Below are 26,867 nucleotides of genomic sequence, written 5' to 3'. Positions count from 1 at the left end.
TTCCTTTCCGAAAACGCCTATAACGTGGGATCATTGCTGGGCAGGCCGGTGCCGTCGTCGGTGGAGGGCACGCTCCAGCCGCCCGAGGATCCGGAAGACCCGGAAGATCCTCCCGTCGAACCCGTTCCCCCTGTTTTTGGTGATTGGCTTCGACGCGGAGTCGATTGGGGTTGCGCGACCTGTGTATCCGCCTGTGACTGCTGTTCGGCCTGCTGCCGTTCCCGTTCGGCCTTCTCCTGCGCATGTCTCGCCTGCGTTCCGATGGAATCCTCCAGCTTCTTGCGCGCCTCGTCGACGCGCTTGCGCATAGCGTCGAGCTTCGTCGCGCCGGAGGAAGCCTTGAGGGATTCGGCATCGTCGACCAGTCCTCTCAGAGCGGCGATGGCGGACCTCGTATCGTCATCCTCCACGGCCCCGTCCAGCAGGGAACTGGCGGAGGAGAGCGAGGAACGGAGGGAGTCGAACGCGGTGGAATTCCTCCGGGAGGTGATGGAGGCCTTCACCTTGGCGTTCAGCCTTCTGGTGGACCGCGCGGCCATGCCGGCCTGCTCGGACAACGCCCGCGCGTCCCGCATGTCCAGGGAATCCACGTTTCGGCCGAGCAGTTCGGAGTTGGCCTTATGCCGGGCCGACAGATCATGCCATAATCCGGGTTCGGACAGCTCGCTCGCCGCGTGACTCTTCAACACGGACGCCGACACGTCATCCGCGGCCGACAGATCGGTGAGCGCGCGTGACGCATCCGAACGAGCCTGACCCATGCCGGCCGAACCGAACAAGGCCAGAATGAGAGCCACCGAAACGAGCACGCCCAAGGCGGCGGCGACCCAAGGCCATGTCCGCCGGTCCTCCGGAGCGCGGACGCTCCGATCCGCTTCCGGGGCCGGATCGGAAACCTCCAGCAGTCCCGTGGGGCCATCCTGCTCATCTGCCGCCGAGGGGAGGGACGATTCCAAGGAATGATCGGATTGCGGGTCGGCGGTGTCATCCGCGGCCGGCATGTCGTCTTCGATACCGTCGGAAAGCATGCGGCGGACCCAGTCGTCGCCGCGGTCAGCGGCGGCAAGCTGGTCGAACAGGTCCTGTCGCTTCACGCTCATTCCACACCTCCGAGCGAATCCCTGATCTCAGGTATGAGACGGGATAGCCTTTCCAGCGAATCGAGGCTGTCGTCCTGGGAGAGACGCTCGAGGTCCCGTGCCATCGCGAGCTCGCGTTCGACCGGAGCCGGACGATACGAGTCCCCATCCCAGTTCGGGTCGCCGGCCCGTTCCATTAGACGAGATGCCTGATTCTGGAGCCGACGGATGCCCTGCTCCTGTTCCGCGGCTATGGGACGGTTCGGATCCGCGAGCCTGCGGTCTCCGGCCGCCACGGCGCGTTCCAGACGTTCACGGGCCTTCAGCTCCGCCTGCCGATAGTCGGACCATACCTTGCTGAGCCGGGTGAGGCTGTCGGCCGATGCTGTGGACAGCCTCATCGTACGGCTGCTACGGTCATCGCCCTCGGGCATGGCGGCTATCTCGTCGCGTTGACGCATGAAGCCCCTCAGCTCCCTTTCCGAAGCGCCGAGCGCGGAGCGCAACCTCTCGGGCACGGGAGACTCGTCATGGTCCGCCTCGCGCGGGGGAGTTCCATAGGCAAGCAGGACGGAGGAGACGAAATCCGGTTCCGCATGGAAACGTTCCGTGAAAGGAGGCTGGCCATGCCATCCATCCTGCCGTGCGAACCATTTCGCGTATTCGCGTTCCCTGCGGACACGCCTCGCCACGGCCTCCTGGTCGGCCATGTGATGGACGTGGCCGGAACGCTCCGCATGCTCGGCTCCCAGATACTCCTTGATCCGGGCCAAAGCCGCGTGGATATCCTGAAGAAGGGACGGCGCGTAGAGGCCGCCCGTCTGCGTTGCCGCGACGATATCCGCATAGCATTTCAACGAGAACACCTCCTGCACGATCGCATCATGTTCGGGCCAGCACTCCGGCAGCGTCTGGTCCCAATCAGGGAACGTGCGGCACAGCCACTCGCCGTAGCGGATCGTGTGCAGCATCATCAGGTCGATGGAGGTGCGCGACGGCGCGCCCGTCCAATCCAACGGCCGGGCCACGGTCATCGAATCCCAAGAGATCTGCGGCATCGACGACCACAATCCGGGCCCGTACTCGGGTTCGACAGGAGGCTCGCCGGTCACCTGCTGGACCACGGCATCGATCGCCTTCACCATGCTGGCGGAGGGATCCTTGCCCTGATGGGCCTTGTAGGCCGCCGTCAGCATCCCGGCAAGTTCGACGGCGGTGGCCGAGCTGGCATCAAGACCCTGAGCCCAATTCGAGGCCGGAACGGGCCGGGCGGGGGAGGAGACCTCGCCGGTCTCCGAATCCACCCGTTCGTCCATGTACGGGCGCAGGTATTCGTCCACATCCATCATGCCGTCTCCCGTATCACGTCCGCTCATCGCGTCTCCTCCTGATTCTTTTCCCTCCACCATCCGCGCTCCATGAAATGCATGGCGCGGACCAGAACGGGCGGCATGCGCACCGGCTGCACTATCATCCAGCCATGCGGCAGCTGGCTCAGCTCATACGGCATGACGCTTTCCTCCGACTGCGTGCGCTCGGAGAAGCCACCCAAAGGACCCTGACCGGGATTCCAGGACGCGTCGCGCCGCGTGGTCTCATGCCGGCCAATCTGCATACCCCACCATTCGAGCGAATCCCGATCGGTCACGCCACCGAGCATGATCCGGTTGCAGTTCGACCAGATCGTGGCCTCGGTCTCCCGGTCATAGTCGCGGATCATCTGATTGCGGTCCTGCTCGACCATGACCAGCTGATAACCGTTGCCGCCACCCTGGGTGACCGCGTTGCGCAGTCCGCCCCACGTCTCGATGTTGCTCAACTCGTCCAACACGAACCTCGCCGGAGGCTCAATCTTGCGCAGATTGCCCCCCGGACCATTCGCGGCGGCGGACAGGGCCAGCTCCTGGCAAGCCTCCTGGAACGTGTCCAACAGCAACGCGGCGAACAAACCCGCGTTGACACCGCCGCCGGTCTGCGATTTAGGACGGGAGAGCACATACACCGTGTCCCCGTCACTGACCATCTGTTTCGGATCGATGAGCCTCGGATCACGCGGAGGCAAATCAACGCAACGACGGACGGACGGATCCGCAAGAATGGCGAACGCGTTGCGTACGCCGAACCATTCGCTGGACAACTGGCGCGAATCCATATGCTCCAACCCCTGAATCGTGTCGGCCCACTGAAGAATGCCATCACCTCCCGCGGCATGCCTGCGAATCAAGCCGGCCGCCTCACGGGCCGCCTGGGGGCTCAGGGACCACTCATAGCATTTCGACACAGGAAGATTCGACACGGCGGCCGCATACAGGAGCGCCTGAACATATCCGCCCGCGCTCACACCCCATTCACGGTTGTTCGAACCCTGACCCAATCCGCCGACCCCCACCAGCGTCTGCGCGCGACGCATCGCCGTGGTCGGATTCTCACACCCCAGAAGAGGGGTCCAATGCATGTTGTGGCAGGTCAGCCTATCGGAGTCACCCAACCCCTCGGGGTCGAACACATGCACACGATTGCCTCCATACCTAGCGCCCGTCGACGGGTCGGCCACGCCGCGTTCACGCAACAGCCTCGTCGCGGACACCACATCGCTTCGAGTCGACGTCACCAGACAGAAACCAGGAGCCTCCACCACGGCGGGAATGACGACCGACACCGTCTTACCGCTTCTGGCAGGGCCCAGAACATACACATGCATCTCATCCGACAGCCACACAGGGATGCGATGGCTGGAACCGACCAGCATGGCCGCCTGCCATGCATGAGGCCAGACGGGAACGCCCCCAGGCCTTGCGTCCTCGCTCCGGGCCCGAGCCAGCATGCCGGGAAGGACGGAGGGAACCACCGAGCGCATCACCGCGCGAGTGCCCAAACGCTCCGCCACCTGACGCCGCGTCGCCATGCCCGGCTGACAGCCGAGCCTGTCCACCAGCCGTTCCGGCGAATCCCGGTACGCGTCCCAAAACGCGCACAGCACGATCGTCACGGCGGCGGATGCCGCCAGCATAGGCATCGACAACAGCACCGCGGCCAGCGGATCACCTCCGACCGAAACATAGACGACAAACAGCGCCAACAGACCGGCCAGCGCCGATCCGATGGCAAGATGCCTTATCAGAAGCGACCCCTCGCGGGACAACGCCTTCACCAGACCCGTGTGCTCAACGATCCACGCGCCGCAATCCGAATCCTTCCAACGCCGCCACCGGACCATCAACCCGCGTCGGGAATCCGACCTCATCTCCTCATCGCCATACGGCGACGATCCGAAACCATCATCCGGCCGCAACCTGTCATACCAGTCGACGCCCAAGCCGGTTCGTTCGGAACCTATCGTCATCACGCACTCCAATCACGCCAAGGGAAAGAAAGGGAGAGTCAGGATGCGGAGCGCAAATCGCTCGTATCCAGCAGCCTGTCCAACGAGGGTCCGGCCAGACCCCGAACCAGACGGGGATGCTCACGGCCGATACGCCAGATCGCCTGCCCCTGCGCAAGCTCGGGAATCAGCATCTCCTCGTCCTCGCTCAGATCCGGTATGAGCTCCCTCAACAGGTCGATGTTCGTGCCACCCTGCCTGAAAAGTATCTTCGTCTGCGTCTGGTTCAGAATCTCCTCGACCCTGCCTCTCAGCTCCGAACCCTCGCCGAGCACCTTCGTCATGTCATTCACGCCATGCACGATCAGCCAGGTCGCGCAACCCCAATGACCGGCCGAACGCTGCCTCGTCTGCAGGGAATCGACCAGCCTCTCATTGGACAGCAGCCACCACGCCTCCTCTCCGATCACGATGCGGCGAAGACCGTCACGGCCCTGAAGCAGACGGTCGATCCAGGAGCTCACCGCCGCCGTGTACACACGTCGAAGCTTCTCGTCATTCAACGAAGGGGAAGAGGTATCGAACACAATCATCGGGGACGTCGGATCCAGAGCGATGGTGGACTCACGGTCGAACATGCCCGCCAAGGTGCCACCACGAACCATCGGCGCGAACACCCTGGCTGCGGCGGCCGAAGACATGCGGGCCAGACCGGGATCATGCTCGAAACCGGTTATCGTCGGAGACTCGCGGTCGATCCAATCCAAATCGGTGAGCCTGTCAACCGCCGCATCCAACGTCATAGGGCCCGTACCGAACGATGTGACCACACGGTCAACAATCGTCTGCATGGCCGTGTCCAACGGGAACGGCTTGCCTGGATCCCGCAACGCCTCCGCCAGACTCATAAAAGCGGCCTTGCGCCCCGACACCACCTCCTGACGCCACAACTCGTCCAAACCCTCTGCGGGACAATCAGGCAAAGCGAACGGGTTCAGATACCGTCCACCACCCGGTGACACCACCTGGCCTCCAACATGCTCGGCCACCCGCACCCACTCGCCCTGCCTGTCGGACTGGACGATCACGCGCCTTCCCCATTCAATCTCCCGCAGGGCCAGAATCTTCACCAAATAACTCTTCCCATTGCCACGCAGACCGCAGACGAACAGATCCGGACTCGTCGTCATATGAGGACCATTCACACCCCACGCGTCATACGTGGCCCACGAATCGAAACGAAACAGCTCATGCGTGAGAACATCCACCCCGATTACCGGCCCATCAATAGCAGGAGAGCCGGAACCCGCCGTCAACGTGGTCAGAACGCCGGCACGGCCGGTGCTCGTCTGATGCCAAGCCGTAACCGGACGAAGACTCATATCGCGCGTCAACAGTTCAATCGGGGAAACCGACGCCAACGGCAGACGCCCCTCCTCGTCCGAAGCCATTTCACGGCGTCTGTGCCGCTCCTCCGCAGCCATGCGCCGCAACAGAGCCGGCACCACGGCCCGCGCATCCTCCACAAGACGCCGGTCCCGGCGTGTGAAACGATAATCAGGCAGTTCGCTCACATCCGCCCCGGATGCCAGATGCCGTTGAAACCACATGGCTTCACCGAGATTCAACGTCGACTTCGCCGGAACCAACCCCAACACGAACACACCGCGCCGGCCGGAAGGGCCAAGCCGATGCTCGCCGGACAGTCGCATCCCCTCGGAATCCTCCATGAACCAATCCCTCTCAGCCAAAGTCAAGAAACCGCCCCGAAAGGCGGATTACATGAAACACAAGGAGAAAACTCAGATGGAATACCCCGTCGATCCCAGATACAGCCCCAAAGCGACAACCACGGCCACGCAGACCAAGGCAAGCAGCAGATTGCCCCAGAACGCCTTGACCCGCTGGGCATGGCTGCGCGAAAGAATCGATTCACGGAAACGCCGGCCAAGATAAAGGCTCGACTCCCTGGCCCTCAGATACCAGAAAGCCCGATACAGGAACGTTGCGGCGACGGCTATAAGTGCGATGACGAGCAGCTGCGGAACAAATGACATAGTAACTCCCAGCGCCAACCCCGGAACGGATGGAAAAAGGAAGACAAGGGGGAGGCGGAGCACATGTCTTCCTCGGGAACCCACCATGCAATCCGCCGATAACGGTCAAAAGAGGCGACGGTTCTACGGCACGGAGCATCATGAGCATGACCGTGTGTGACCGTGTGTGACCGTGTGGTGACCGTGTGTGACCGTGTGGTGACCGTGTGTGACCGTGTGGTGACCGTGTGTGACCGTGTGGTGACCGTCTATGAACGTGTGTCTGGGTTCGGTCCGATCCTCCAAATCCCGTCCGAATCCGGCGATATGGAGGTGACTGCCCGTCCCATCGATGAGACCATATACGCGCAGGGCGGAGAGAATCGCTCTGAACGTGCCAGCGGACGGTGAGGCTGGAAAAGCAGCCAGACCGACCCCGCCACCGACGGACGTGCCCCCATCGTCGAAATCCAGTGGGAAAGCAGGGAAAACGTCTCCGACCCGTATGCGGAGATCACCGCCAGTCAGCGGAACCCGTACGCCGACTGGTGGATCACGCACCGAGAGGATGCTGTCGAGACCATCATCCGAACGATCCGGTCTTAAGCGGCTGGCTGCTGCTGTTCCCCGAGCATGTTCTCCCGTAATCGTGAGAGGATCATGCCGGCGTCCATGATCGTGGCCATGTCGCGGATCCAGGTCTGATCCACGGTTCCAGATTGATTACGAATTCCTCTTCCATGCATCTTACGGTAGCGTTCCATATGAGGTTCCACTCCGCCCCGCGTGTCGCGGAAACCCTTACGGGAGTAGGGCTGAACCGCCCCCGACAGGTCAGGCGGACGATGGGCGGAACGGGACGGACGAGGGGCACGGAGGCGACAGGGGGAGGCCGGCATCCGACGGCCGACGGGCGAGAACGGAGTCCGGTGTGCTACACCGGATGAGAGGAAGGATGGTCGATGATGACCGAGACCAACATGCTGAGGCTCTGCCGGTTCACCCGGGACGGCGAACCGGATATAGGCGAATACGAGTTGAAGCCGGATGGGACGGGCGTATGCCGGCTCTACGGGTTGAATGGTGTCGAGGAGACGATCCTCGTGCACGACAGGGACGGGCTCATGCCCGACGGGATCAGCGACCTGCAGCTCCTGAATACGCCCGTAAACTTGAATCGGACGGACGACCCCGATCTGAACGAATTACGCGACCAGACGGCCGAGGGATGCGCCGAAACCGATCTGATCATCGATGAATACAAGGCCGGAGTACTGAATGAGAGGGAAGCCGCCGAACGGCTGTGGACACACCTGTTCGGCGGATAAGGACATGGCGGATGAGCCGCAGCGCAAAGACGAATGGACAATGAAAGATTCTTCAGTTTTGCGGGTGAATCGCTTGTTTAATCTCGATTTTGCTAGAATATGTAATATTTATATAAGCGTTATATGTTATAGGCGGCAACATGGTCGAAAAAGGAAAAAGAATCGATGACGCGGGTCGCGACGACGGACGCGAGCGGGTCATCATATCGATTTCGATTACGAGAGCGGACAAGGAGCGGTTCTCGACCGCCGCCCGCGAGCATGACATCGCGTTGTCGGCCTTCCTGCGGATAGCCGCCGACGAGTACATCAAGAACCACGAGTGGTAGACGGAAACGAGGCATGACATGGCTACCGACGTACAGACCTCGGTCATCAACCCCGAGACCATCCTTGACTTCATCGACGGCACGACCCAACGACGTGACACGCCCGAGGAGCGCGTGCGCCAGGAGATCCTGAAGTCGCTCGTCCGCGAGTACGGCTACAAGAAGGAGCAGATCGAAGTCGAGCGGTCCGTCAAATTCGCGAGCAGCCGTAAGGCCGTGGACGTCGCAATCTGGGAACCCGGCGCCGACCACACGCAGGAGAACATCCTCATCATCGTGGAGTGCAAGGATCCCAAGACGAAGAGCAAGGGCAGGAAGGACGGCGTCGACCAACTGCATTCGTATGCCGCCGCCTGCGCGAACGTCCGCTACGGCATGTGGACCAACGGCGACGACCTGCTGGCGTTCCGCTACCTGATCGACGAGTCCGGCAGACGCATCCACGATTCCGTGCCGGACCTGCCCTACGCGGGCTCCGATGTGCCGGAGGACGCGCCGAAGTTCGACCAGCTCCGCCCGGCGGCCTCCGACTCGCTGCTCTACTCGTTCCGTCGCTGCCACAACTACATCGCCGGCAACCAAGGCATCCAGAAGGCCGAGGCGTTCCTGGAGCTTTTGAAGCTCATCTTCTGCAAGATTCAGGACGAGCGCGACTCGCCCGCGCCGACGTTCTACATCACGCCCTCTGAACGCCATGACGCGTCGGGCAAGAAGCTCTGCCGCAAGCGCGTCGAACGGCTCTTCGAGAGCGTGAAGAAGTCCTACGACACGATATTCAAGGCAGACGAGAAAATCGCCCTCACCGACGAGGTGCTCGCCTACATCGTCGCCCAGCTCCAGATGTACTCGCTGCTCGAAAGCGACGTGGACATCAAGGGCCATGCGTACGAGACGATCGTCGGCTCCAACCTGCGAGGCGACAAGGGGCAGTTCTTCACGCCGCGCAACATGTGCCACATGATGGTTCGCATGGTCGATCCCGATGAGGAGGACGTCATCCTGGACCCGGCGATGGGCACCTGCGGCTTCCTCGTCACCGCCATGAACTACGTGCTCGAAAAGATCTCCGAGTCGGTGGAGGAGAGCGGACGCTCCGCCGCAGCGAAGCAGGAGGCGCTCACGCGCAGGAAGCACGACTTCCTATCGAAAAACATCGTCGGCATCGACTTCGACCCCATCCTCGTGCGGGCGAGCAAGATGAACATGGTCATGAACAACGACGGGACAGGTCGGCTCTTCCATGCGAACTCGCTGGAGCCGCTGGCGAAGTTCCCCGACGCTCTCCGGCGTGCGCTCAGGCTCGATGCCGGGGACGTGAAGGCGAACATGGCACGTCAAAAGGGTCATGGAGTCACGGCGATCATGACGAACCCGCCCTTCGGCTCGAGGATCCCGATCGATGACCCCGAGATCCTCGACAGTTTCGAGCTCGGCCACGTGTGGAGCTACGTCGAGGGCAAGGACGAGTGGGTCATGGACGAGAGGACGAGCTCGCGTCCCCCCGAGATTCTTTTCATCGAGCGGTGCGTCGAGCTGTTGGAGCCGGGCGTAGGCATCGCCGCCATCGTCATCCCCAACGGCATCCTCGGCAACCCGGGCCTCGGCTACGTGCGCCAGTGGATCCTCCGCCACGCGCAGGTGCTCGGCTCCATCGACATGCACCCCGATGCGTTCCAACCCAACGTCGGCGTCCAGACCTCGGTCCTCGTCGTTCGCCGCTTCAGCCACGACGAGGAGGTAGCCTGCGCGAACGGCCGCATCCCCGATTACGAGATGTTCATGGCCATCTGCGATCACGTCGGCCACGACAAGCGTGGCGTGACGACCTACGTGCGTGACGACGACGGCTATCCCATCGTGCGCGAGCAGGTGAGCGCAGTGACCGGCATCGTCGCCTCGGATGCCGAGGCGAGCCACGCCTCGAAGGAGCGCGTGGTCGACGATGAGACCATGCGCATAGCGGACGCGTTCCTCGAATGGAGGCTCGACCAATGATTACCGACATCTGCTCGCGCCCGGTACGGGTCGCCGCCGTCCTCGGCGGCGACATGCGCCTGGAGGCGTCAACCTATCTTCGCAGCGGCTACGGCTTCGTGCGTCTGGCACGTCGGGCACCGGGGTCCGTCGAACTGGGGGAGCTGGCTGATATCTGGCAACCCTCCAGGCTCACGGGATACACCGTGCCTGAGGGAAAGGGGCTCCCGTTCTTCACGGCCGGTCAGGTGTTCGAGGACTTCCCGCGCGTGCGTAAGTGGCTCGCCAAGCAGTTCGTCTCACAGGCGGAGGAACGATACGTGGATACCGGCTGGCTGCTGATGTCACGGTCGGGAGTCGTCGGCCGTGTCACCGCCGTCTATCCGCATCATGTGGGAAAGATTATCACGGATGACCTGCTGCGCGTCGTACCCAAGGACGCTAACGAGTACGGTTGGCTCTACGCCTATATGAAGACGGATTTCTTCCAGCAGGTCGCACGGGCCGCGCAGTACGGCCACATGATCAAGCACATCGAGGTCGCCCACGCCGCCGCATTCCCCATCATCATGCCCGACGCAGATACGCGCCGCGCGATCGGCGACGTCGCAGTCGAGGCGGTGGGGAAACGCTCGGCCGCTTGGGCCTTGCGTGACGAGTCATTCGCACAACTTGAAGAGGCCCTGGGTGCCGACGGCCGCATGCTGCCGGTCGCGTCCGACCACGGCATCGTGCGGCTTTCCGGGGTCCTTCAATCCAGGTCTCGGCTCGACGCCGGCTTCTATGAGGGGACAGTCAAGGATGCGCAGGGTCTTGTTTCGAACCATCCTTCCGATGCTCTTGGAGAGGTAACGGCATTCTGCAGCGATTTAGGACGATTCGCTCGAGCCTATGGTGACGGAGGCGTTCCTTACGTCGGTGCGTCAGAACTGTTTGATGTGAATGCGAAACCCACAAAGCGAATATATGCAAAACTGGTTAGGAATTGGGCCAAGTACGTTCTTCATAACGGGACGATCGTCATGGCATGCTCCGGGCAGAAATACGGCATCATCGGTCGATCGCTTCTGCTCACGGAGAACCACGAGGGATTGTTCGGCAGTCACGATCTCATTCGCATCGTCCCTGATAAAAGCAGGATGCGGCCGGGCTACCTGCTGGCTTTTCTCAACGATCCCCTCGTCGGCAGGCCTTGCGTGGTCCGTAACGCCTATGGAACCTCGATCCCGCATTTGGACCCCGGCGACATCCAGAAGCTTCGCATTCCACGACTCGGCGACGATGCGGAGAATGCCGTGGCCGACCTCATGGAGCGCAGCGTGGCCCTCTCCGCCGAAGCCGACCGTCTGGAGAACAAGGCGGTCGATCTCGCCCAAGAACAGATAGACAGGGCAATCAGCTAGATCGGGCGGATGTATAAGGAGAAAAAGGCTCCGTTAAATCAGCTTCGAAAGAGGAAAACCCGGGACACCGCTTGAAAGCAGGCATCTCGGAGATGAGCCCGTATCCTCATGAGGCGCGACTCAACGCTCTGTATATGGTGGCTCGGCCGACATGCATCATCGCGGCGATCTGGTTGACCGTTACCGTCCGGGAATCATAGAGTCGGCGGATCTCGGCGACCTGCTTCGCATCGAGCTTCGCCGGCCTGCCACCTTTGCGGCCACGTGCTCGGGCTGCCTCCAGTCCGGCGTTGGTGCGTTCCCGGATGAGATCGCGTTCGAACTGGGCGAGGGCGGCGAAGATGTTGAAGATGAGGACTCCTCCCGGAGTGGTGGTGTCGATTGCCTCGTTGAGGCTCACGAATCCCACGTTCATCTCCTGGAACCGGTTCATGAGCTCCATGAGGTTCTGCACGCTTCGGCCCAATCGGTCCAGCCGCCAGACGACGACCACGTCGCCCTCTCGCAATAGTTCCATCATCCTGTCGAGCTCCGGCCGGTGAGCCTTCGCCCCGCTCGCCGTGTCGATGAACAGCCGGTCGCACCCGGCCTTCTCCAACGCGTCCCGCTGCAGGTCGGCCGTCTGACCAATGGTGCTCACCCTTGCGTATCCGAATCGCTTGCCCATACCCATGAACGTATCACAATCCGTCACATCAGGCATGTTATGAGACGTTGATAAAGAGACGGGTTGTGATACATGTTTCCCCGGCGTTTCGGAGACGATTCCGGATCGGCGGGGAAGTGTCCGGAAACCTCCGTTAACGAGACGTTTGCCATCGGCGCGCGGGACTGGACGAGACCAACGCATATATCCTTTTCGCGAAGGGCGCGAGCTTCCCTAGCGAAAATCCACTTTGACGATTCTCCGAGATTTGCCTCCGTCCTTCAACCTTTTCGAAACGGACTGACTCCTGACGCTTTTGGGATAGAAGACGTCTCCATTGCAGAATTCTGATCTCATGGAATGTCCTTCGCGATTTGAGTCAATCCCAAGGCACCAAGTCTCATTGCCTAGATAGAACATCACCGCGGTTTTATCCGAATCAACGACCAGTTCCGCAGTCTCGGCGAATGCCAGCACATCCGACAGAATCTTAGCCTTCCCAAGTGTCCTGGAATAATCCGAGTAGTGAATCGCGGAGGAAGGAAGACGACCTTTAATCAATTGATCGAAGAAATATTCCGACTCTATAATCTTGCCGGCGTGTATTATCTGAGCGGGTCTATCGCACCAAATGCCACAAAGATGCTCGAAATTCCTCTTCTCCCAGAGAATGTCAATCGATAGTCCGTCATCGCACAATACAATCGTGTGAACGTCCAACAGACCATTGTACTGTTTCGCCGCCGCTCGGAATAAGGGTATGAGCTTCTTCTTTCTGGCTCGTTCGAGTTCAGAACCCTTGTGCGGTTTGCTGGACACGAACACCCCTCTCCGAAAGAACGAGAAGGCCTGGGAGCATTAGGCCGGCAATGTTCCCAGGCCTGTGAAGAATCGTTTTTCGGTCTTCTGCATGACTACCCATATGGGTCAAATTCGGACTCAGGTCGATGCCGTCGCACCGGCCCGTATCACCTGTTCGATGAGGCTAGGTTCCCTATTCTCGCAACATGAACCGCGGCGTCGGTTCATGGGGAATCTGCGGCAGCCGATTCTTCGATAAGACTTCGGCTTCAACCTCGTCCTCCGGACGGGAAGAGGAGCATGGGCCAAAGCCCACCATTAGGGTATCTAATACCGTTCGCCAAGTCAAGCTAATCTTTCGCCGTTGATTAGTTTGCCGGTGATGCGTTCGAGTTCGCTGTCGTCGCTTTTGTAGTTGGCGACGTCCCATTGTGTTTGGAGGTTGAGCCAGTATTCGGGCGTGGTGTCGAGCACGGTCGCGAGTTTGAACGCGGCTTTGAGGGTGATGCGTTTGTTGCCGTGGATGATGTCGCTGACGAACACCTGGGGCACGTGCATGGCCTTCGCCAGCCGGTACATGCTGATGTCGTTGGGTTCCAGCCAGTCGTGCAGGAGGACGTCTCCGGGCATACGAGTCTCCGGGGGAGTGGGGGTCTCGGACATGGTGCGCCTCCTTTCAAGTGGTTGATGCTTATCCGTCATGATACTAATGCAAGGTATATGCATACGGGTTCGCCCCGCAGAAAAGTCCCTGCCGTTCAAGGCTGAGGGGGTTCTGCGGGGCGAACGTGGCCGATGGGGCAGACGCTAGTCCTCGAGCTTCCAGTCGTCGGCGTGCTTGGCGGTGTAAACGCGTGTGAGCACGCATCCGGCACCCGCGACGGCGAGCAGGGCGGCCAGGGTGAGGATCGTGGTGGAATCCGCGCCGGTGGAGGACAGGACCTCGGCGTTGGCCTTGGCGGCGGTCGCCTTCTTCTTGGCGGCATCGGACTGCTTCTGTGCCTGGTCGGCTTTCTGTTGGGCTTCCTGTTGCTTCTTCTGCTCTTCCTCCGCTTGCTTCTTGGCGTCGGCTTCTGCCTTCTTGGCGGCGGCCAGCTCGGCGTCGGCGGCATCCTTGTCCGTCTTGGCCGTGTCATACGTGGCTTTGGCGGTCTCATAGGCGGCATCCGCCTTGGTCTTGGCCTCGTTGGCTTCGGCCAGCTTCGCGTTCGCCTCCGTGAGGGTGGCTTCGGCCTTGGCGAGACGATCCGGTGCGGCCTTGTAGTAGGCGATGGTCTTCTCCGCCTCGCTCTTCGCGTTGACCGCCTGGTCGTGCGTGGCCTTCGCGGTCTCGTACGCCTGCTTGGCCGCATCCACCTTGGCCTGTGCGGCATCAAGCTTGGCCTGAGCGTCCTTCACCTGGCTGTCGGATGCGTCCTTCGCCGTCTGGGCCGTCTTCAAAGCGGTTTCGGCCTTAGCCTTCGCCTGCTTCGCGGCCTGGAGCTCCTTGCCGGCCTCCGTCTTCGCCTCGGAAGCGTCCTTGATCTCCTGCTCGGCGGCCGTCTTATCCGACTGGGCCTTCGCGATGCTCGTGTCCGCCGAATCCACGGCCGACTGAGCGTCCTTCACCTTCTGGTCGGCCGCATCCGCCTTGGCCTGCGCATCCTTTTGGGCGTCCGCCGCCGCATCGGAATCCGACTGGGCTGCCGCGGTGTTCTGTTTCGCGGTCTCGTATGCGGTGTTGGCCTGATCCTGCTCCTTGCGGGCCTGCTCCAACGCGTGAGCCTTGTCGCCCTGCGCCTTCACCGCCTCGTCGTACGCGGCCTGCGCCTCCTTCGCCTTGGCGGCCAGCTGGTCGGCCTTCTCCTGAGCCGCCTTTGCTTCCGCGGCCGACTTGTCGGCGGCGGATTTCGCCTGGGCGAGCTTGTCGGCGGCGGTCTGCGCGGCCTTGGCGGCCTGCTCGGACTTCGACAGGGCATCCTGATACGTGGAGCCGGCGGCGGTGAGCGAGTCATGGTAGGCGGTGAGATCCTTCAGGTACGCGTCCACGTCCATGACACGGCCCGCATCCATGCCGATATAGTCGGGGTCGTCGGCGAATGTCTGGCCATGTGTGACGACGCCGAAGTCGCCGTTCTGGCTGACCGCGAAGCCAGTGACCGTGAACGAGTCGTTGATCAGGTTCGTGTAATGGCCGTAATTGCCTACCCGATTGCCGTCGGGGGCCTTCCCGTCAAGCACTCCGTCGGCCATGTCGCGGTCATATTCCGTTTTCTCCTTCGTGTACCAGCCGTCGAATGGGTCGTCATAGCCCCAGGCGAGATTCTCCGAAGCCGCGAATTGGCCGGCATGGTTCAGGTTGGATTCCGACCAGTCGACATCGGCCATCGCATAGGCCATCATCGTGTCCGTCACCTTCAATGCGGGAAGGTTATGCTTGGCGCGCAGCTCGTTCGCTTCCTGGATCCATTTCAGGGATGCGATCATGTTCTCGAACGTGGTCGCGTCACCCTCCGCCCCGTTCTGGATGGAGTCGATGTACTGGGTTGCGTTCGGGTCGGTGAGCACCTTGACCGCGTCGGTGGCGCCCTTGTCTCCGAAGTAGGCGACCGCGCCTTGGCTGAGCTTGGCCTGCGCCTGGTCGGCGAACTCCTTCTTCGCGGCCGCATCCTTCGCGGCCTGATCGGCCGCCTGCTGCTTCGCCGTCGCATCGGCGCTGGTCGCGTCCGCCGTATCGTTCGCCGCCTTGGCTGCGGCCTCGGCCTTGGCCTGGGCCGCCTTGGCCTCCGTCGCGGCATCCTGCGCGGCCTTCAACTGCGCGGCAAGATCGCTCAACCCGCCGTCATCCTTGGACAGCTGCTCGACCTTCGCATCCGCCTTATCCTTCGCGCTCTTGGCCTGGGCTTCCGCCTTCTTTGCGGCGTCCAGTTTGGCCTGCGCGTCCTTGACGGCCTGGTCGGCGGCCTTCTTGTCGCCGGTCGCAGCGGACTGCGCCTGTTTGGCGGCTTCCAGCTCCTGCTTCGCGGCGGTCTTGGCGTCCTGCGCCTGCTTCAACGCCGTATCCGCCTTGTCGGCCTTGGTCTGGGCGGCGGTGAGCGTCTGGTCGGCCTTGTCGGTCTTCTCCTGTGCGTCGGATTCCGACTTGGAAGCGGCATCCACGTCCTTCTGCGCCTTGTCGGCCTCCTGCTGATGCTTGTCGGCTTCGGCCTGCGCCTTGTCCTTCGCATCCTGGGCCGTCTGCTTCTCCGCCTCGGCCGTCTGCTGATCCTTCTGCGCCTGTTTCATCGCATCCTGGGACTGCTGGATCGCGTTCTGTGCGTCCTGCACGGCCTGCTGGGCCTGTTCGATCTTCGCGGGGGCGTCCTGAACATCCTGCTGCGCCTGCGACTGGTCGGCCTGCGCTTTGTCGGCCGCCTGCTGGGCCTGGGTTTGCTGGGTTGCCGCCTGCTGCTGCGCCGAAGCGGCCGCATCCAGATTCTGCTTCGCCGAATCCAATGCGCCGGCGGCCGCGTCCGCCTTCGCCTGCGCCTCAGTAACCGAAGTCGGCGCGGCCTGCTGCGCCTGCTGGACGCTTTCCTGCGCGGTGTTCACCGCATCCTGTGCTTGACTGATTGCCTGATTCGCGGCATCGCTCTGCGTGGATGCCGTTTCATCGGCCATAGCCACAGCCGGAGCAGCCAACGTGGCCAAAACGGCCGCCGATGCGACGCCTGTCTTCATGATTTTTCCGGACATTTATCCTTCTTTCCTCTGTCGGGATTTGTCTTCGTCGCCATATCCCGTGGCGTGCGGCCTGCGGGTGACATGCCCTCATGTCTCGGTAACGCAAAACCAATACTAATACGCGCTATTACTAATAACAAATAATAGTAATAGCGCGTGTCGATATCGGTCGAACCAGACGATCGATGCACGGGCGACGTTTGGTTCACGTTTCCGTTGTCCGATAACGGCTGGGATTCCTATTCTGCGCGGGGCATGGTTCCGCTCGTGTTGCCGTTGCCGTCGTAGGTCAGCGGGTAGGCTTTCTCGAAACTGATGTTGTCGATTAGATTGCCGCTGTCGCTGCTGCTGCTGGACTTGTTGAGGAACGTGAACCGGGTGACCGGTTGGCCGGCGGGGATGACCACCGTGCCTTCGTATGTCTCCCACTGGCCTTTGTGGTTGCGGGCCGAGCATCGGATTCCGTCCGCGTAACAGTCCTGCGGCTTGTTGGACACGGTGGTGGCGATCGTGGTGGAGGATTCGCCCACCTTGTCGCCATGCCCGTTCGACGTGACGCGCGTCATGGAGACGGGTTGCTCCTTGCCGGGAGCCCCGATCATGACCTGCATCTTGTCGAGCCAGGTGCGGCTGATGCTCGCGTGGTCGAGCTTCACATGGTAGACGACCGGAGTGTCGCCGGCGGTGTCGATGTCCTGGTAGATGGCCGTGCCGGCCTGGGCGGCCGTCAGTTCCGCGTAGATGTTGCCGGTCTCGTCCTCCTTCTGGAGTTCGACCGCGCCCGCTCGCTGCTGTCCATTCCGGTCTCCGTCCGTTTGGGTGCTTGCCCATGCGAAACGGCCGTCATCCCAGCCGGGCACCTTCCATGACCATTGGCGGCCGTTCGCCGACGCGAAGGATGTTCCGGTGGCGGGTCGATGCTGGTCCAGTTCCCGAGTCCGGGCTGTTGGAGGTCGCCGGTCAGCTCCCGCCATGTGTAGGCTTCGAATCCGCCGTTGATGATGTGGTCGGGCAGGTTCGCGTCCGTTGCGGCCGCGGGCATGGCCGAAGCCTGCACGGCTGTGGCGTCCGTGGCGGATGCCGCACCCGTGCAGGCGGTCAGGGGGGAGAGCATGCCAAGCATGGCGAGCACGGCCAGTCCCTTAGTCAGTCTTGCGGGGGGGGGGTGATGGTTTTCATGGTTGTTTTCCTTCCTATTTGGATTGCTGTGGTGTGCTGCCGCCGGTGCTCCCGTTCCCGTCGTAGGTCAACGGGTACGCGGGCTGAAAGACGATATCGTCCACTAGGTTGCCGCTTCTGGATTGGTTGTTCGGATCACCGTAGGTGAGGGCCCTGAACGTGAACCGTATGATGCTCACTCCGTCCGGTACCCGATAGAAGCCCCTGTACGTCTCCCACGGGTGGAAACGCCGGTCGGAGGTCGCGTGCGTGGTGATTGTGTCGGAGGTTTCGCCCACCAGTCCGGTCCCGTTCGAGGTGACGCGCTCCGCTTGCTGGACTGTCTCATGCCCGGGCGGACCGATGAGCACTTGCATGCTGTCCGCGTCGCGTTGCCCCGGATAACCACGTGGCGCGTGTTTGAGACTCCAGGAGAGCGCCTCGCCGGGAGTGACCTTAATATCCTGGTAGATGCTGTATTCGCCTAGTTCGCTGACGATTTCGGCGAACTGTTGACCTGGCGTGTCCCCTTTTATGTCGGTTTGGATTTCCACGGTGCCGGCATTGAAGCCATTCACAGCCGGCGTGGCGGATTTCCAGCCGAAGCGTGCCGGGTCGAACCCGTCGAACCGTCTAGGGGTCTTCGCCACGTCATCCTGCGTGGCTGACTCGTCGGGCAGGATATACGTCCACCATGCGTATCCACCCAAGATGGTGGAGTTGCGTATGCCGCTCACATCCGGATATGTGAAGTCGCCGTTGACCAGATGGTCGGGCAGGGTGATTTCGGCCGCGGTATGGGCCGTGGCCGCCGTGGATGACATGTGCGTCGCCTGCGGCGTGCCGCATGCCGTCAATGGGATGATCGCGGCGGCGGCCAGCATCAGGGCCAATGGTTTATGAATCCTCGCTCGGGGGGGGGGTGAGTGTTCGGGGCTTGTTCATTTCTGTGTCCTTTCCTGTTTGATGTGCATGCCGAGGGTTTCGCGTCGGCGTGTGAGCGGGATGCCGGCGAATATGATCGCGGCGGCCATTCCGCCTCCCGTGACGAGCGCCTTGCGTTGGTCTCCGGGCGCACCGTCGGGATCCTGATGGGATGGGTCGTCGTCGCGTATCCCGTTGACGATGAGCCGCATCGTGTTGCCGGGGCCGGTGCAGGTGAGCAGCGTGGCCATGTCCCGGTTTTTCCTGATGCGCAGTGTTTTCGTCTGGTTGGGGCCGATCACCTGTCTGGAGGTGACCTTGTAGGCGATCGTGTGGCCCATGACGCGGATGTAGAACCGGTCTCCCTCCTTCAGTTCGCCCAGACGCGTGAACAGGGTCGCTCCCTTCAGATTGCTGTGCCCGGTGATCACGGTGCGCGTGTTCCGGCCGCCGACCGGCAATGAGGTGCCGGGCAGGTGTCCGGCCGCATGCTCCAACACCTGCTGGCCGGCCCCGTGCATGATGGGCATGTCCACGCTGATCGCGGGGATGATGAGCTCGCCCATCGCGTCCAGGCCGTTCACGCTCAACTGGCGTTGGTATTCGTCGTCACCCTGGAAGCCGCCCTGGGTTTTCCCGTCGAACACGGGTTCCCCGATCACCGGCTGGCCCGACTCGTAGAGGCGTCGGTTGTAGGCGACGGCCTGTTCGACCGCGGTCTCCCTGGCCGCTTCGGGGAACATGGCCGTCGTCTCCGTCACCTCGCGCGCATGGGCCTCCACCGCACGCTGCCCCCATGATTGGAGGATGAACGGGGCGAGCGTGAGCGTGAGGCCGATGGCGAGGCAGACGATCGCGGCGACGAGGGTGAGGCGGGCGCGGGAGGCCAGGCGGCGCGCCCTCGATTCGCGTGCCGCCTGGATTGCCGCCGTATGGATGATCTCACCCCATACGGCGTCCGCGTCCGCCATGCTCATGCGGCATGCCTTCCACCCATGACGGGCGTATGGCGTCCGTTACGGCGACGGGATGCCATACGCAGCCGCATGAACGGCATGACGGCCCCCAAGGCGAGGAGCATCGCGCCGCCCGTCAGCCATATTCCGATGGTCGGCACCCTGAGCTGGCCGCCGGTGAACGGGAGCGTGGTCAACGCGGGAACCCATTGCGCGTACAGGGTGACGGTTCCCTCGGCGGGGAACGTGACCTGGCCGGCGCCGGGTTGCAGCAGGCCGTCCTGGCCGGCGGGTGTCTTCTCCGTGCTCCAGCCGGTGAACCGGAAGCCAGGGCGTGTGACCTTCGGCTCCTTGTAATCATCGGGGATGACGCCCGTCGTGTACGCGTCGCCGGTCAGGTCCGGCAGGCTTCCCGTGCCGCCGTTCGGGTCGAACCGGATGCCGGTCCGGTTGATCTTCCACTGCGCGTACAGGACGTGCGTGTTCGCGGGGGTGACGGTCTCGTCGGCGGTGAGCGTGTAGTCCACGTTCTCCTTGACGTTCGTGCCCTTGCCGTCGGCCTGCGTGTTCCAGCCGGTGAACGTGTAGCCGGTGCGCGTGTACGGGTTCGTGATCGTGGTCACGGTCTGGTCCACGACCCCGTCGACGGTCCTGGCCTGGCCTTCGCCGCCGTTGGGCTGGTAGACGAGGTGCGCGGGGTTCGCCTTCCACGTCGGATGGTAGGTGGTGGTTCCCGGCGGGAGCGTCACCTTGGTCCCCGGTTGCACCGGCGTGGTGGCGTCGGCGCAGTCCTTCGACCAGCCGGTGAACGTGTAGCCGGGGCGGGTGAAACCGTTGCCCGCCAGGGTCACGGTGTCGCCCGTATTGCCGGTGGTGTCGGGCGTGCCGCCGGTGACGCCGCCGTCCGCCGCGCACGGCTTGTAGACGATCTTCGCCGGATCGGCCTTCCAGATCGCATACAGGTCGTTGGCTCCGGGCTGCATCACGTACTGGCCGACGCCGTTCGCGCCATCGCCGTACGGGGTGCCCGTGTCGTCGGCTTTCGTGTTCCAACGGACGAACGTGTAACCGTCGCGTGTGAACCCGTTTGCCCGCGTGGTGATGGTCGAATCGGTGTCGGCGGTTTGGGAAGCCACCGTGCCCTTGCCGCCATTGCCGTGATAGTTAAGGGTTTGTTTCTCTGCGGTCCATTGCGCGTACAGGGTGGCGTGGCCCTTGAGCGTCCAATCCGAACCTTCCTTGACCGGGGTGCCCTTGCCGTCCGCCTGCGTGTTCCAGCCGGTGAACGTCCAGCCGTCGCGCGTGAACCCGTTGGCCCGCACCTTGACCTGTTCGTCGGTTTTGCCGGATTGGGGGGCGGTGCCGCCGCCGGTGGCGTTGTTCCCGTCATACGTGAGGCTGGCTTCGCCGGCCGTCCACTGCGCGTACAGGGTGAGCGTGCCGAGCGCCGTCCATTGGGTGCCGGGCGCGTATCCGTCGCCCTTGCCGTCCGCCTGCGTGTTCCAGCCGGTGAACGTGTAGCCGTTCACAATCCAGCCGTTCGAGCCGATGCCAGGGGTGTCGCCGGTGTGCCCGTTCCAGTCCGGGGTGCCGTCGCCGGATGCGGTGTTGTCGGCCGGCGGGTTCGCCTCGTAGTGGATGGACGCGGGGTTCGCGGCCCATTGGGCGAGCATGGTGACGGTCCCGTCGGGCTGGTCGGTCAGATTCTTGACCTGCTGGCCGTCCGTATACGCGTCGCCGGTGTCCTGGCGTTTCCAGCCGGCGAACGTCCAGCCGTCACGCGTGAACGCGTTCATGGTGAGGTTGCCCGGCTGGTCGAACGTGAACGGCTGATCCTGCATCGTGCCCTTGCCGCCGTTCGGCTCGTAGTGCACCGTGTAGCCGATCGGGGTCCAATGCGCGTACACGGTCACGTTCGCGGTGAGCTTGGACGCGAAATCGTATCTGGTGTTCCCGTCCGCGCTCGTGTACCAGCCGTCGAACCGGTAGCCGGGGATGCGATCGGTCTCGCCTTCGCCCCATCCGCTCGAGTTCGCGGCGACCGCACCGTAGTCCACCTCCTGCGGTCTCGGCGCGTCGGGCGCGGTCGTGCCCTGTGGCGCGTTCACATCATAGGTGAGGGTCGGGTTGATCGCCCACAACGCGTACACGGTCTTCGCGCGCGCCGGCATGGTGATCGTCAACGCCTTGCTCTTGTCCAGGGTGGCGCGGTCCATGCTGTCGGCCACCGGCACGTCCTTGTCGTTCGCGTCCGTGGCGGCGCTCCAACCGTAGAACGTGCGATGCTCCTTGGAGATCATGCTCTTGTCCCAGCAGTCGGAATCCTTCTGCATGGTCGCCAGCGTAATCTTGGTGCCGGCCGGATAGTACACCTGGCAGCCGGCCACCGCGTCCGTCGCGTCGACGATGGTCTCCACGCGCACGCTGCCGTCCGAACGGGTGATGGCGCGAGTGCTCGTCCCTTCCTGATTATGGCTGGTCACGTCACCCGTCACCACACGATCCGTCAAAACGTCGGAACCGGTGGAATCAGAGGATTCAATGTCGGCTGATTCGGTCGTGTCCGTGATCGGTTTCACCGTGCCGGCCGTGGTCGCGGCCGCCGTCCCGGTTTTCCCGGCCTCGGTGTGCGAGGGCACGTCGCCCGTGCCGCCGTTCGGCTTGTAGGTGAGGACCTGGGTGCGGGTGACGGGCGCTCCGAACGTCATGTGCACGCCGTCCGTGCGGCCCTGCGGGTTCTTCAGATCGTAGGAGAACGTGAACGAGGGGCCCGTCCAGGTGGCTGCCAGCCGGTGCTTCACCTGCTGTTCGCCGTCAAGGTCCGACTCGTCGACCGACCGTTTGACGCCGGCCCAGCCGTTCGTCCCATAGGAGGCGAGTTCCGCGTCACGCGTCCTGTACGCTCCGTCGAAGCCGGAGAGGAGCTGCACGCCCTCGAACGGGATGTCGGGCTGCGTGTCCCAGCCGTCCAGGTCGTTGAACCCGGTGACGCCCTTGAACGTGTCGGGCACCGGCGTGCCGTCCGAATAGGTGAAGGTGACGGCCCACTGGCAGCCGACCCGCTTGGACGTGTCGATGTCGCCCAGGTTCCTGCGTACGGCTGCGGGCACGTTGGAGTTCCTGTATTCGGCGTTGATCCAGAACAGTCCGTCGCCGACGATGTGCTGGTTCGCGTCGAAACTGTTCAACTGGCTGATGCTGCCGCCGTTCCATGAGGCGAGCGAGAGTTTCGCGTCGATCCCGTGGGTGACGCCCTGCGGGTCCGTCCACGAGCCGACGTCGGGCAGCGTGACCGAGGCTCCCAGCCGGGTCGGCCAGTGGAGGCTGCCGCCGGCACCGTCCCTGGAGGTCGTCCAATCCGAGTCGAACCGGGCGTCCGCGAGCCTCGTCTTCGTGGTGTTGAACTGGAATTCACGGTATTGGGCGGGCACGTCCGCGGACTCCAGATCATGGGATGGGACCTTGGCGTCGGTGGCGGCGATCGGTTTCACCGTGCCGCTTGTGGTCGTCGCGGCGGGCTGCGTGGAATCCGCGTCCGAGGAGGACGGGACCTCACCCGTGCCCTTGTTCGCGTCGTAGTTCAGCTTGTACGCGGTTTTGAAGCTGATGTCATCGAGCAGGTTGCCGCTCGCGTTGTCGATGCTGTCGACGGCTTCGAACGTGAACGTGGTCTTCGAGCCGGTCGCCACATAGGTGCCCTGGTAGGTCTCCCATTGGCCCTGATGGTCGCGTCCCGACGTCTTCGACACGCGTGTGGCGACGATCTCGCTTTTCTCACCCACCTGGTCGCCGTGCCCGTTGCTCGTGACGCGGGTCATGGGCACGACGGTCCTCGTGCCGTCCTCGCCGATCATGACCACGCGCATGGAATCCGTATGGTAGTAGTACAGGCTCGCGTGCCTGAGGCTCACCGTGTAGGCCACGTCCTTCACCGTGTCGATGGTCTGGCGGATCGCGGTGCCCTTCTGGTTGGCGGTGAGCTCCGCGTACATGTTGCCCGTCTTGTCGAGCTGGAGCTCCACCTCGTTGGCCTTCCTTTGGCCGATGCCCGCGTAATCCGTGCCGTCCGTCTCATTGGAGTCCCAGCCGAACTTCGACTTGTCGAAGCCGGAGGGGAGTTTCCGCCATGCGAACGAGCCGTTGATCTTGGTGAAGTATTGGCCGGTCGCGCGTTCCACTCCGGCCCAGTCGGTGTCGCCGGGGATGGAGTGGTCCACGCCGAGCATGCCGGCACCCGGGTATTCGAAGTCCCCGTTGACCAGATGCTCCCTCCCCGCGTCGGCCACCGTGACGGCGTTCGAGGGCAGGCCGGATCGTTCGGCGATGGTCTTCGCCTTGCCGTCGGTCTTCGACGCGATTGGCGAGGCGGTCTTCTTCTGGCCGCCGTTGCCGTCGTAGGACAGCTTGTAGGCGATGGTGAACGTCAGGTTGTCGATCAGGTTGCCCTTCGACGGGTCCACGCTGTTCAACGCCTTGAAGCTGAACGTGGACACCGGCGTGTTCGCGGGGATCGTCACCTGCCCCTCGTAGGTGGCCCACTGGCCGTCGTGATGGAACCGGTTGCCGTTGGTGGCGTGCGTGACGATGTCCGTGCCCTTCCAGCCGGTCGGATCCTTCGCCAGGTTCGAAGAGACGCGCGTCACCTCCACGGGCTTCCCGTTGACCAAAGCCTGCATCGAATCCGCGTGGCTGCCGCTCAACGCGGCATGGTCGAACCGGATCGTGTACACCGTGTCCGCATCATTCTGCGTGTCGATCCTCTGCAGGATGCTCTTGCCGGTCTCGCTGCCCACGATCTCCGCGTACGTGTTGCCGGTCGCGGAATCCTCCTGGAGTTCGACCGAACCCTTGTGGTCGGTGACGCCGCCCTGCGGTTTGCCGCCCTCCTGGTCCGACGTCCAGCCGAACCTGGAGGCCTGGAATCCGGACCATGCCGTCCATTTCGTGGTTGGCAGGGCGGGTGCCTGCGCGTCGTGGATGTATTGCCCGTTGATCGGGTCGACGCTCGTGTAACGGCCGCCGAGCTCGCTGCCGGTGCTCCCCATGCCGTTGGGGTTGATCGTCTTCCACCCGCCTTCCGGCAGATAGTCGAACGTGCCGTTCATCAAGCTGCGCGGATACGATGCGGTCGAATCCGCCGTCGTCTTCGCGCGGGTGGCGAACAGGTTCGCCACGGTCCTCGCATCCGGCAGGTGGATTTCGTCCGCGTCAGCCGTGCCGGCGGCGAGCATGCCGCCCGACAGGAGGATCATGACGGACGCGAATCCCGCGGCCAGTCGTTTCAATGGTCTCCTCATTGTTTCCCCTTTGCGTTTCCCTTCGCTTGGAAGTTGTCCGAAAGGGACGCGCGGACGCGGGATCTGCTCCGCGGCCGCGCGTCCGGATGGTTCAGGCCTGGATCCTGGTGGACAGGAACCCGGCCTCTCGACGGTCCCTCAACGCCTTCGCGGTGAGGATCAGGCCGGCCGCCCACACGGGGCTGGACGCGGCGATCCAGAACATGAGCGCCAGGGTGCCGCCCGTCTGCGGCAGTTGGGTCAGGCTGGCGATGTTCCACACGGTCACATGCGTGTCGTCGACCGGCTTGGTCAGGTTCGGGCTGGCGGTCGTCACGCCGGTGAACGTCTTCGTGCCGTCCTCGGCGATCGTGACGGTGAACGCGGGTTTCGCGAGACTGGAGTAGCCTGCCGGCTGCTTGGTTTCGGTGACCGTGTACGTGCCGGCGCCCAGGCCGGCGAATTCGATGAGCCCCTTCCTGGCCGTATCGTCCTTCGCGTCGGCCACGCCGTCGCCGTTCGTGTCGCCGGTGACGAACGTGGTGGCCGGCGTCGAATCATCCGCCTTCACCCATGCGCCGTCCTTGAACGCGAGCTTGACGGCCTGGTCGCCGGTGCCGGACGCGATCTGGAAGCCAGCCCCGTTCAGGAGCGTGGCCTTGTCGCCCTCCTCGGCGTTGGTCTTCCTGAGTTCGAACCCGTAGGATTTCACGTCCACGGTGTCGTCGCCGTCGACGGTCGTGTACGCGTTGCCGTCCTTGAACATGCCGTGCGTGACGGCCTTGTTCGACGCGGGCTTGTCGGGTGTGGCGGCCGTCACCTTCGCACGGTAGCTGATCTGGATCTTCTGGCCGCCGTTCGTGGCGATCAGGCCTGTCAGATCCAACGCCCAGCCGCCGTCCGGCACGGTGACGTCGGGATCGGCCGGAGAACCGTCGGATTTCAGCAGCGTCGCGTCGCCGGGCATGGATTTCGCCCCGTTCTGCGTGGCCCCGTCATACAGGACGGTGTTGGCGGTCAGGTCGGTGTTGTCCTTGGCGAGCCTCACCTGCAGCGAGCCCTTCACGTAGGCGACGCCGGACGGCGTGTCATGGAGCTTGAATTTGACGGCGGTCTTCGGAACGGTCGTGTCGATCGTGTAGGACACGGTGTCGCCCAGCGTGGCGGACGCGGGATCCGTCTGGCTGCCCTGATGGGATTCCTGCTTGCCGTCACGGCTGACGGTGACACGCTTGTCGGTGGCCACGCTCTTCGACTTGATGACCGCGACGCCCAGCGTCCGGTCCGCCTGATCCTTCATGTGTTCGCCCGCACCGGATTTCGTTCCGACGATGATCGGTTCGCCGGCCGAATCGGTGATGTAGTAGAGGCCGGGTTCCGGCACGCTGATCTGGCCGTCCGATCCGGTGAACGTGAGATTCGCGCCGCCCTGGATGACGGCCGGCTTCAGGGTGCTCTGGTTCAACGCGGCCTGGATGTTCGACAGTTGGCTGGTCTGGTCCATGCCGATGGACGCGATGTCGCCGGCGCTGTCGAATCCGATGCGGTCCGTGATGTCGTCGCCCGTGTCCTTGGTGTACGCGTTCGCGATTTTGATCGCGTCGGCCGCCCACTTGTTCGACGCGTCGCTGCCGGCCACGCCGAGCCCGCTGATCGTGTTCCCATCCAATTGCACGTCGGTGTATCGGCCGATCTCGTACACGTCGAACGTGTGGCCGGCCAGGCTGGCCCCGTCCGCACCCTGCAGGGTGATGGTCTCCGTGTCGGCGGCGTACGCGGCGCCCCCGGCCAGGCCGGCGAGCAGCATCGCCGACGCGCATGCGATCGCGGCGAGGCCGCGCGTCCTGATCATGTTGGACATTGCTTGATCCTTTCCTTTTCCATGTGACGGCCAAAGGACGAACGACTGCGGCCGTCACCGAGCGTCCACCGG

General features: G+C 63.1%; 20 protein-coding genes. 5 read left to right on the top strand and 15 right to left on the bottom strand.

All coding sequences use genetic code 11. From position 1 onward, the window contains the following. Positions 1-17: 17 nt before the first annotated feature. The 5 genes from AC1AY0_RS00450 to AC1AY0_RS00430 all read right to left on the bottom strand — a co-directional run bounded on the left by AC1AY0_RS00450 (position 18) and on the right by AC1AY0_RS00430 (position 6,458). Positions 18-1,100, bottom strand: a complete 1,083-nt coding sequence (locus tag AC1AY0_RS00450; protein ID WP_476525469.1) for a hypothetical protein — start codon at positions 1,098-1,100, stop codon at positions 18-20. Beyond that, complete coding sequence (locus AC1AY0_RS00445; protein WP_476525467.1) at positions 1,097-2,455, bottom strand: hypothetical protein; 1,359 nt, start codon at positions 2,453-2,455, stop codon at positions 1,097-1,099. The genes AC1AY0_RS00450 and AC1AY0_RS00445 overlap by 4 nt, the downstream gene beginning before the upstream one ends. Beyond that, positions 2,452-4,422 carry a type IV secretory system conjugative DNA transfer family protein gene (locus AC1AY0_RS00440; RefSeq protein WP_476525465.1) on the bottom strand — a complete coding sequence of 657 codons (1,971 nt, stop codon included), beginning with the start codon at positions 4,420-4,422 and terminating at the stop codon, positions 2,452-2,454. The genes AC1AY0_RS00445 and AC1AY0_RS00440 overlap by 4 nt, the downstream gene beginning before the upstream one ends. Positions 4,423-4,460: 38 nt before the next feature. Beyond that, on the bottom strand, positions 4,461-6,131 hold the full coding sequence (locus tag AC1AY0_RS00435) for an ATP-binding protein (RefSeq protein ID WP_476525464.1): 1,671 nt from the start codon (positions 6,129-6,131) through the stop codon (positions 4,461-4,463). A 72-nt stretch (positions 6,132-6,203) separates the two neighbouring features. Next, positions 6,204-6,458, bottom strand: a complete 255-nt coding sequence (locus AC1AY0_RS00430) for a hypothetical protein (protein WP_476525462.1) — start codon at positions 6,456-6,458, stop codon at positions 6,204-6,206. Between the two features lie 156 nt (positions 6,459-6,614). On the opposite strand from AC1AY0_RS00430, the gene AC1AY0_RS00425 reads away from it, so the two are divergent. Continuing rightward, complete coding sequence (locus AC1AY0_RS00425) at positions 6,615-6,848, top strand: hypothetical protein (protein WP_476525461.1); 234 nt, start codon at positions 6,615-6,617, stop codon at positions 6,846-6,848. Between the two features lie 191 nt (positions 6,849-7,039). On the opposite strand, the gene AC1AY0_RS00420 is transcribed toward AC1AY0_RS00425, so the two are convergent. Then, complete coding sequence (locus tag AC1AY0_RS00420; protein WP_476525459.1) at positions 7,040-7,201, bottom strand: hypothetical protein; 162 nt, start codon at positions 7,199-7,201, stop codon at positions 7,040-7,042. 198 nt (positions 7,202-7,399) lie between these two features. Between AC1AY0_RS00420 and AC1AY0_RS00415 the strand changes: the two genes are divergently transcribed. The 4 genes from AC1AY0_RS00415 (at position 7,400) to AC1AY0_RS00400 (ending at position 11,471) form a co-directional block, all read left to right on the top strand. Next, a complete protein-coding gene (locus AC1AY0_RS00415; protein ID WP_476525457.1) occupies positions 7,400-7,765 on the top strand; it encodes a hypothetical protein in 366 nt (121 codons plus the stop codon). Positions 7,766-7,905: 140 nt separating this feature from the next. Beyond that, positions 7,906-8,094, top strand: coding sequence for a hypothetical protein (locus AC1AY0_RS00410; RefSeq protein ID WP_476525455.1), 189 nt, complete (start codon positions 7,906-7,908; stop codon positions 8,092-8,094). Between the two features lie 18 nt (positions 8,095-8,112). After that, entirely contained in the window at positions 8,113-10,089 is a 1,977-nt protein-coding gene (locus AC1AY0_RS00405) for a type I restriction-modification system subunit M (protein WP_476525453.1), read from the top strand. Next, complete coding sequence (locus AC1AY0_RS00400) at positions 10,086-11,471, top strand: restriction endonuclease subunit S domain-containing protein (RefSeq protein ID WP_476525452.1); 1,386 nt, start codon at positions 10,086-10,088, stop codon at positions 11,469-11,471. The genes AC1AY0_RS00405 and AC1AY0_RS00400 overlap by 4 nt, the downstream gene beginning before the upstream one ends. 106 nt (positions 11,472-11,577) lie before the next feature. Here the strand turns inward: AC1AY0_RS00400 and AC1AY0_RS00395 are convergent, their stop codons facing one another. The 9 genes from AC1AY0_RS00395 to AC1AY0_RS00355 form a co-directional block, all read right to left on the bottom strand. Next, positions 11,578-12,138 carry a recombinase family protein gene (locus AC1AY0_RS00395; protein WP_476525451.1) on the bottom strand — a complete coding sequence of 187 codons (561 nt, stop codon included), beginning with the start codon at positions 12,136-12,138 and terminating at the stop codon, positions 11,578-11,580. A gap of 213 nt (positions 12,139-12,351) precedes the next feature. Further along, a complete protein-coding gene (locus tag AC1AY0_RS00390; RefSeq protein ID WP_476525449.1) occupies positions 12,352-12,936 on the bottom strand; it encodes a PBECR4 domain-containing protein in 585 nt (194 codons plus the stop codon). Between the two features lie 327 nt (positions 12,937-13,263). Continuing rightward, on the bottom strand, positions 13,264-13,581 hold the full coding sequence (locus AC1AY0_RS00385) for a HigA family addiction module antitoxin (protein ID WP_476525447.1): 318 nt from the start codon (positions 13,579-13,581) through the stop codon (positions 13,264-13,266). Between the two features lie 144 nt (positions 13,582-13,725). After that, on the bottom strand, positions 13,726-16,632 hold the full coding sequence (locus AC1AY0_RS00380; RefSeq protein ID WP_476525445.1) for a CAP domain-containing protein: 2,907 nt from the start codon (positions 16,630-16,632) through the stop codon (positions 13,726-13,728). 227 nt (positions 16,633-16,859) lie between these two features. Continuing rightward, on the bottom strand, positions 16,860-17,594 hold the full coding sequence (locus AC1AY0_RS00375) for a hypothetical protein (RefSeq protein ID WP_476525443.1): 735 nt from the start codon (positions 17,592-17,594) through the stop codon (positions 16,860-16,862). 219 nt (positions 17,595-17,813) lie between these two features. Beyond that, the gene (locus AC1AY0_RS00370) at positions 17,814-18,602 is read right to left on the bottom strand and encodes a hypothetical protein (protein WP_476525441.1); all 789 of its coding nucleotides are present in this window, start codon (positions 18,600-18,602) and stop codon (positions 17,814-17,816) included. 117 nt (positions 18,603-18,719) lie between these two features. Next, entirely contained in the window at positions 18,720-19,679 is a 960-nt protein-coding gene (locus AC1AY0_RS00365; protein ID WP_476525439.1) for a class C sortase, read from the bottom strand. Then, the gene (locus AC1AY0_RS00360; protein WP_476525437.1) at positions 19,676-24,943 is read right to left on the bottom strand and encodes an InlB B-repeat-containing protein; all 5,268 of its coding nucleotides are present in this window, start codon (positions 24,941-24,943) and stop codon (positions 19,676-19,678) included. Before AC1AY0_RS00360 ends, AC1AY0_RS00365 begins: the two co-directional genes overlap by 4 nt. 103 nt (positions 24,944-25,046) lie before the next feature. Next, positions 25,047-26,795, bottom strand: coding sequence for a SpaA isopeptide-forming pilin-related protein (locus AC1AY0_RS00355; RefSeq protein ID WP_476525435.1), 1,749 nt, complete (start codon positions 26,793-26,795; stop codon positions 25,047-25,049). Positions 26,796-26,867 lie beyond the last annotated feature (72 nt).

This window comes from Bifidobacterium sp. LH_416 (assembly GCF_056357055.1).
The sequence above is the reverse complement of the archived record's forward strand: the minus strand, read 5'-3'. Positions and strand labels throughout refer to the sequence as shown.

Excerpts from the sequence above, each read along its gene's own strand:
- AC1AY0_RS00450 (WP_476525469.1), bottom strand. The coding sequence starts at position 1,100 with ATGAGCGTGAAGCGACAGGACCTGTTCGACCAGCTTGCCGCCGCTGAC.
- AC1AY0_RS00445 (WP_476525467.1), bottom strand. The coding sequence starts at position 2,455 with ATGAGCGGACGTGATACGGGAGACGGCATGATGGATGTGGACGAATAC.
- AC1AY0_RS00440 (WP_476525465.1), bottom strand. The coding sequence starts at position 4,422 with ATGACGATAGGTTCCGAACGAACCGGCTTGGGCGTCGACTGGTATGAC.
- AC1AY0_RS00435 (WP_476525464.1), bottom strand. The coding sequence starts at position 6,131 with ATGGAGGATTCCGAGGGGATGCGACTGTCCGGCGAGCATCGGCTTGGC.
- AC1AY0_RS00430 (WP_476525462.1), bottom strand. The coding sequence starts at position 6,458 with ATGTCATTTGTTCCGCAGCTGCTCGTCATCGCACTTATAGCCGTCGCC.
- AC1AY0_RS00420 (WP_476525459.1), bottom strand. The coding sequence starts at position 7,201 with ATGGAACGCTACCGTAAGATGCATGGAAGAGGAATTCGTAATCAATCT.
- AC1AY0_RS00415 (WP_476525457.1), top strand. The coding sequence starts at position 7,400 with ATGATGACCGAGACCAACATGCTGAGGCTCTGCCGGTTCACCCGGGAC.
- AC1AY0_RS00410 (WP_476525455.1), top strand. The coding sequence starts at position 7,906 with ATGGTCGAAAAAGGAAAAAGAATCGATGACGCGGGTCGCGACGACGGA.
- AC1AY0_RS00405 (WP_476525453.1), top strand. The coding sequence starts at position 8,113 with ATGGCTACCGACGTACAGACCTCGGTCATCAACCCCGAGACCATCCTT.
- AC1AY0_RS00400 (WP_476525452.1), top strand. The coding sequence starts at position 10,086 with ATGATTACCGACATCTGCTCGCGCCCGGTACGGGTCGCCGCCGTCCTC.
- AC1AY0_RS00395 (WP_476525451.1), bottom strand. The coding sequence starts at position 12,138 with ATGGGCAAGCGATTCGGATACGCAAGGGTGAGCACCATTGGTCAGACG.
- AC1AY0_RS00385 (WP_476525447.1), bottom strand. The coding sequence starts at position 13,581 with ATGTCCGAGACCCCCACTCCCCCGGAGACTCGTATGCCCGGAGACGTC.
- AC1AY0_RS00380 (WP_476525445.1), bottom strand. The coding sequence starts at position 16,632 with ATGTCCGGAAAAATCATGAAGACAGGCGTCGCATCGGCGGCCGTTTTG.
- AC1AY0_RS00375 (WP_476525443.1), bottom strand. The coding sequence starts at position 17,594 with ATGGCGGGAGCTGACCGGCGACCTCCAACAGCCCGGACTCGGGAACTG.
- AC1AY0_RS00370 (WP_476525441.1), bottom strand. The coding sequence starts at position 18,602 with ATGTCATCCACGGCGGCCACGGCCCATACCGCGGCCGAAATCACCCTG.
- AC1AY0_RS00365 (WP_476525439.1), bottom strand. The coding sequence starts at position 19,679 with ATGAGCATGGCGGACGCGGACGCCGTATGGGGTGAGATCATCCATACG.
- AC1AY0_RS00355 (WP_476525435.1), bottom strand. The coding sequence starts at position 26,795 with ATGTCCAACATGATCAGGACGCGCGGCCTCGCCGCGATCGCATGCGCG.